Below are 6,461 nucleotides of genomic sequence, written 5' to 3'. Positions count from 1 at the left end.
TGACCATCGCGCCCCCGCGCCGTCATCCCGCCCGCACCGCCCGCCGCCCGCCAGGCCCCGGCCCGTCTGGACGCAAGAGCGACCGCTTCACTCCGACCCGGCGCGGGGTTGATTTCTGGCATTCCAGCGCCTACAACCATTCCGAATATCGAAAAATCATGCCTCACGACGGTACGGGAAGCGAACCGCCCGCCCCCGCCGCCGCGCGACACAGCAGGAGCCTTTTCACCACACCGCACGACTCGCACCCACACCGCACCCGCCGGGACCACACCCGCGCGACGCCCAGGAGGAACCGCATGGAACAGCATCTTGATGCCCGCATCGTCGAGCGCGGCAAGGAATTTTTCAAGAGCATCAGCGGCGAGGCCCCGTCCATCTTCAACAAGGGCTTCTGGACCGGCAAGGTCATGGACTGGGCCATGCAGAACGAGGGCTTCAAGGTCCAGCTGTTCCGCTTCGTGGACGTCCTGCCCTACCTGAACACCTCCGAGGCGCTCACCCGCCACATCCGCGAATATTTTTCCGCCGACGGAGCGGACGTGCCCCCCGTGCTCAAGTGGGGCGCGGGCGCTGCCGGGTTCGGCGGGGCGTTCACCGGCATGCTCATGGGCAAGTTCATCCGGTCCAACATCGAAGGCATGGCCCGCACCTTCATCATCGGTGAAAACACCAAGGAAGCCATCAAGGGGCTGGCCAAACTGCGCAAGGAAGGCTTTGCCTTCACCGTGGACCTGCTGGGCGAAGCCACGGTGAGCGAGGAAGAAGCCGACGCCTACCGCGACGGCTACCTTGAGGTGCTGGACGCCATTGCCAAGGAACACGCCAAGTGGGCGCCGCTGGCCGATTCGACCGATTCCACCGGCACGACCGCGAGAGGCTCTGGCGGTCCCGATGCTTCACAAGACTGGGGCCACACCCCCAAGGTGAACGTGTCCATCAAGCCTTCGGCCCTCTACTCGCAGGCCAAGCCCGGCGACGTGGAAGGGTCCGTGCAGGGCATGATGTCGCGCCTGGTGCCCATCTACCGCAAGATCGTGGCAATGGGCGGCTTCCTGTGCATCGACATGGAGCAGCTGAAGTACCGCGAAATGACGCTGGAACTGTTCAAGCGGCTGCGCACCATGCCGGAATTCCGCGACTATCCCCACCTGTCCATCGTGCTGCAGGCCTACCTGCGCTGCACGGAACATGATCTGGACGAGCTTCTGGCCTGGGGCCGCGCCGAAAGGCTGCCCTTCGGCATCCGCCTGGTGAAAGGTGCCTACTGGGACTACGAAACGGTGATGGCCAAGCAGAACGGCTGGGAAATTCCCGTGTGGACCCGCAAGCCGGAATCGGACATCTGCTACGAAAAGCTGGCCCGCCGCATTCTCGAGAACAACGACCTCGTCTACTTCGCCTGCGCCTCGCACAACGTGCGCACCATTTCCACGGTGATGGAAACGGCCCGCGCGCTGAACGTGCCCGCCCACCGCTACGAATTCCAGGTGCTGTACGGCATGGCCGAGCCGGTGCGAAAGGGCCTGAAGAACGTGGCCGGGCGCGTGCGCCTGTACTGCCCGTACGGCGAACTGATCCCCGGCATGGCCTACCTTGTGCGCCGCCTGCTGGAAAACACCGCCAACGAATCCTTCCTGCGCCAGAGCTTCGTGGACGGCGCGGAACTGGAACGGCTGCTGGAAAACCCGCAGGCCACGCTGGAGCGCGAACTGGCCGCCGCCCCGCCGCCGCGTTCCACTCCGGTGGCCCAGCCCGGCCCCGACGGCCTGCCCCCGTTCGTCAACGAAAGCATGCTGGACCTGACCATACCCGCCAACCGCGCGGGCTTCGTGAACGCCATCGCGGAAGTGCGCGGCAAGGCGGGCGGGGTGATTCCGCTGTTCATCGGCGGCAAGGACGTGACCACCGAAGACACCATCGCCTCCACCAACCCGGCGAACCCGGCGGAAGTCATCGCCAGGGTCTGCCAGGGCGGCAAGCCGGAAGTGGACGCCGCCATCGAGGCCGCCGAAAAGGCCTTCCCGGCCTGGCGCGACACATCCCCGGCGGACCGGGCCATGTTCCTGCACCGCGCGGCGGACATCGCCCGCCGCCGCATGTTCGAACTGTCCGCCTGGCAGGTGCTGGAAGTGGGCAAGCAGTGGGATCAGGCCTTCCATGACGTGGGTGAAGGCATCGACTTCCTGGACTACTACGCCCACGAAATGCTGCGCCTTGGCGCGCCGCGCCGCATGGGCCGCGCCCCCGGCGAACTGAACCACCTGTTCTACCAGCCGAAGGGCATTGCCGCGGTCATCGCGCCGTGGAACTTCCCCTTCGCCATCGCCATCGGCATGGCCGCCGCCGCCATCGTCACCGGCAACCCGGTGATCTTCAAGCCGTCGTCCATTGCCTCCCGCATCGGGTACAACCTTACGGAAATCTTCCGCGAGGCGGGCCTGCCCGAGGGCGTGTTCAACTACGTGCCGGGCCGCAGCTCGGTCATGGGCGACTATCTGGTGGAACACCCGCAGGTGAGCATGATCTGCTTCACCGGCTCCATGGAAGTGGGCCTGCGCATCCAGGAAAAGGCGGCAAAGGTGCAGCCCGGCCAGATGCAGTGCAAGCGCGTCATCGCGGAAATGGGCGGCAAGAACGCCATCATCATCGACGACGACGCCGACCTCGACGAGGCCGTGTTGCAGGTGCTGAACTCCGCGTTCGGCTTTCAGGGGCAGAAGTGCTCGGCCTGCTCGCGGGTCATCGTGCTGGACCCCATCTACGACCGCTTCGTGGAGCGCCTCGTCAAGGCGGCGCAGGCCATCAAGATCGGCCCGTCGGAAGACCCGGCCAACTACATGGGCCCGGTGGCCGACGCATCCCTGCAAAAGAACATCCTGGAATACGTGAAGGTGGCCGAGCAGGAAGGCAAGGTGCTGGTGAAGCGCACCGACATCCCCGCAGAAGGCTGTTACGTGCCGCTGACCATCGTGGAAGGCATCAAGCCGCATCATCGCATTGCGCAGGAAGAAATCTTCGGCCCGGTGCTGGCCGTGATGCGCGCGGGCAGCTTTGACGAGGCGCTGACCATCGCCAACGGCACCCGCTTTGCCCTGACCGGCGGCGTGTTCTCGCGCAGCCCCGAAAACCTGGCCAAGGCCCGCCGCGACTTCCGGGTGGGCAACCTGTACCTGAACCGCGGCTCCACCGGGGCCATGGTGGAACGCCAGCCCTTCGGCGGGTTCAAGATGTCCGGCGTCGGCTCCAAGACCGGCGGCCCCGACTACCTGCTGCAATTCATGGACCCGCGCTGCGTGACCGAAAACACCATGCGCCGGGGCTTTGCCCCCATCGAGGAAGACGACGACTGGATCGGCTAGAACTCTATATCTGCGCATCTGCCACCATATCTTTGGTGGCAGATGCGCAGACTACTCCTCTACAAAGAATAATATAGGAGGTATTATGGCGACGTTAAAATCTTTAGAATATCAACAGCTAGCCAAGACAACATCCCACACTGATGTTAATGGGACTTTTACTGTAGTAGACGTTGATGGGGAGAAATTCCTCCAAATCGACACGTACGGTTCTAAAGATAGGCAAAACCCAGGCAAAAAAAGCCAGTCACTCAGAATTTCAAAAAAAATGTTCATGGAACTTCAAGAAAAACTATCAGGAATTTTTTAACAAGCCACATACTAAATCCAAAAAACGAAGGCCGCATATCAACAGATATGCGGCATTTTCAATTTGACTTCAACTGCAGCGAACTATCTATCGCGCTGCGGAAATTTCGTTCTCCGGCAAGGAAGATTCGTTTATTTACGAAGGGAGCGTACTTTTGGCGTACGTGACCGGAGTAAAAAACGAATCTGACGCAGCCAGAGGGCGAAAGAACGCAGCGCGCCGCGCTACACCTTCAGCGTGCCCCGAAAATCATCCCACTGCTCGATGCCCATGCGCTCGCACAGGGCGGCCAGTTCATCCACCAGCCGGAACACGAAGTCGGGGCGGATGAAGTTGGCGGTGCCCACCTGCACGGCGTGCGCGCCGACGAGAAGGAATTCCAGCACGTCCTCTGCGCTGGTGATGCCGCCGATGCCGATGACCGGAATGGACACGGCTTTGGCCACCTGCCACACGCAGCGCAGGGCCACGGGCTTGATGGCCGGGCCGGACAGGCCGCCCACCACGTTGGCCAGCAGGGGCTTGCGGGTGTTGATGTCCACGCCCATGCCGGTCAGGGTGTTGATGCAGGACAGCACGTCGGCCCCGGCGTCTTCCACGGCGCGGGCCATGTGGGCGATGTCGGTGACGTTGGGCGACAGCTTGACGATGACCGGCTTGCTGCCCGCGCGCATCTTCACCGCTTCGGTCACCTTGGCGGCCTGGCGCGGGTCCTGCCCGAAGATCACCCCGCCTTCCTTCACGTTGGGGCACGAGATGTTCACTTCCAGCGCGGCCACGCCTTCTTCGGCGGCCAGCACGGCGGCAAGTTCGCCGAATTCGCCGGGGTCGCAGGCGTACAGGTTGGCCACGATGGGCACCTCGCGCCACGGGAGCTTGGGCAGGGTGGTGCGCACGAAGTACTCGGCGCCGTCATTCTGCAGTCCCACGGCGTTCAGCATGCCGCAGGGCGTTTCGGCCACGCGGGGCATGGGGTTGCCCCGGCGCGGGGCCAGGGACAGGCCCTTGACCACGATGCCGCCGAGTTTGGTCAGGTCGCCGTAGGGGGTGAACTCCACCCCGTACCCGAAGGTGCCCGAGGCGGTCATGACCGGGTTGTTCAGGGTCAGCGGGTGCAGCCCGCCGGGAAGGGTAACGTGCATGTCGATCATGACTTTTCTGATCCTATGTCCCGGATTCCAGGGGCGGATTCCAAATCAGGATTTTCGTTAGCGTTCGCAGGCCTGCACGGGCGCATCGGCAGCCGTGGGCGGGGCGGCGGTTTCGTCGTCGAAGGTGATCTGCTCTGCCCAGAACACCGGGCCCTGGGTGCAGGTCTGCACGTTGCCGCCCGCCTTGGCCGGGTCGGGCCATTGCTCGGTGGTGCGGCACACGCAGCCCAGGCACGCGCCCACGCCGCAGGCCATGCGCGTTTCCAGCGAAAGCTGGGTGCGCACGCCGTATTCCAGCGCGAACGAGCGCACCGTGCGCAGGAAGGGGGTGGGTCCGCAGGCCAGCACCAGCCCGTTCTGGTCGCGGAATTCGCGCATCCGGCGGCCAATGGTCTCGATGAACCGCGAAAGGTCTTCGGGGCCTTCCTCGTGGTGGCTGTCGGCCATGATCTTTTCGTTGATGCTCTCGAAGGGGTAGCACCCCAGCGGCATGCGGTGGCCGAAATCCATCCACAGGTTCCACGGCTTGGGGTGGGTGTGGGCATAGCCGATGAACGGCGCAATGCCGATGCCCCCGGCCAGCATCAGGGTGGGGGTGTCTGGCTCCATGGCAAAGGCGTTGCCCAAGGGGCCCCACACGTGCACCACGTCGCCGGAACGCAGTTGGGCAAGGCGGGCAGTGCCGCGCCCCACCACCTGGAAAAAGATGACCAGGTCACGCGCGCTGATGCGGCAGATGGAGAAGGGACGTGCCCACAGCATGTCCAGCGCCCATCCGGCAGGGCGCAGCATGACGAACTGGCCGGGCTTCCAGTCGGCCCACTGGGGGCGTTCCAGGCGCAGGGCGAAAAAGCGGGCCTCGCCTCCGGTCTGGCCGAAGGGTACGAGGTCGAGCACCTTGAGGTCGGTGCAGGCGGGTGTGTTCATGGCGGTGATGGTGTCCTCGAAAAGAATGTGGCCGCGTCGTGTGGCCGCCGGGGTGCGGGCGCACCCGAAGGCGGGAATCGCGCGCCCCCCGTGCATACGGGTGTAGTCGGCGTGGCGGGCGGGGTCAAGCGGTGGGAAGTGGTGCGGGGCCGCGCGGATGCGGCAAGTGCGGGATTCCGGCATGCCGCAGCTTCTGCGACAGACTGTCGGCAGCTGCCGGTAACGGGTGGCTTGCGGGAGAGCAGGGACCAGCCCCGCGCCAACGCCTCCCGCGAACATCGCCGGAAAACCCCGCGGACCATTGCGGTTGCCATGCGGGCGTTCTATGGTTAGATGCACTGCTCCCCGTGCGGCCACCGCGACGCCATCCGTCCCCGCCGCCATGTTGCCCCCGGCCAGCCGGACCATCCGGATCATCCGAATCATCTGGCCAGCCCCTTTCGCGGCCATTCCCGGCCCTTGCGCCCGGCGGGCAACCCCCACGCATATTTCATCCCCTGCGGAGAATCATACATGTCCAGCAAGCCTTCACGCCCCGCATCCGGCCCCAAGGGCGCCGCCGCCACGGGCAAACGCCCGGCAGGCCAGAAAAAATCCGGCAAGCCCGATACGGGCGACGCCCCCCGCTCGCGCGGGCGTGACGACCAGCAGTCCCGCGCGGATCGCCCGAATCGCCCCGCCCGTCCGGCCCGTCCGGCCCGCCCCGCCCCC

At 64.9% G+C, this 6,461-nt stretch carries 4 protein-coding genes and 1 pseudogene; 3 read left to right on the top strand and 2 right to left on the bottom strand.

Annotation, left to right across the window (positions count from 1 at the left end; genetic code table 11):
- The first annotated feature begins 299 nt into the window (after positions 1–299).
- Positions 300–3,362: an L-glutamate gamma-semialdehyde dehydrogenase gene (gene pruA, locus FVW27_RS05200; protein ID WP_167123345.1), complete on the top strand. Its 3,063-nt coding sequence runs from the start codon at positions 300–302 to the stop codon at positions 3,360–3,362.
- An 85-nt stretch (positions 3,363–3,447) separates the two neighbouring features.
- Positions 3,448–3,672 carry a hypothetical protein gene (locus FVW27_RS05195; RefSeq protein WP_167123343.1) on the top strand — a complete coding sequence of 75 codons (225 nt, stop codon included), beginning with the start codon at positions 3,448–3,450 and terminating at the stop codon, positions 3,670–3,672.
- Between the two features lie 224 nt (positions 3,673–3,896).
- Here the strand turns inward: FVW27_RS05195 and FVW27_RS05190 are convergent, their stop codons facing one another.
- Both FVW27_RS05190 and FVW27_RS05185 read right to left on the bottom strand, forming a co-directional pair.
- Positions 3,897–4,823: a dihydroorotate dehydrogenase gene (locus FVW27_RS05190; RefSeq protein ID WP_167123341.1), complete on the bottom strand. Its 927-nt coding sequence runs from the start codon at positions 4,821–4,823 to the stop codon at positions 3,897–3,899.
- Between the two features lie 57 nt (positions 4,824–4,880).
- Positions 4,881–5,750 (bottom strand): dihydroorotate dehydrogenase electron transfer subunit, encoded by an 870-nt coding sequence (locus FVW27_RS05185; protein WP_167123347.1) that lies wholly within the window; start codon positions 5,748–5,750, stop codon positions 4,881–4,883.
- 513 nt (positions 5,751–6,263) lie between these two features.
- Here FVW27_RS05185 and FVW27_RS05180 point away from each other — a divergent pair.
- Positions 6,264–6,461: pseudogene (locus FVW27_RS05180) on the top strand (hypothetical protein); the annotation flags it as partial.

It is taken from the genome of Nitratidesulfovibrio liaohensis (assembly GCF_011682075.1).
Lineage (GTDB): Bacteria > Desulfobacterota > Desulfovibrionia > Desulfovibrionales > Desulfovibrionaceae > Cupidesulfovibrio > Cupidesulfovibrio liaohensis.
This window is presented reverse-complemented; position numbering and strand designations above follow the sequence as displayed.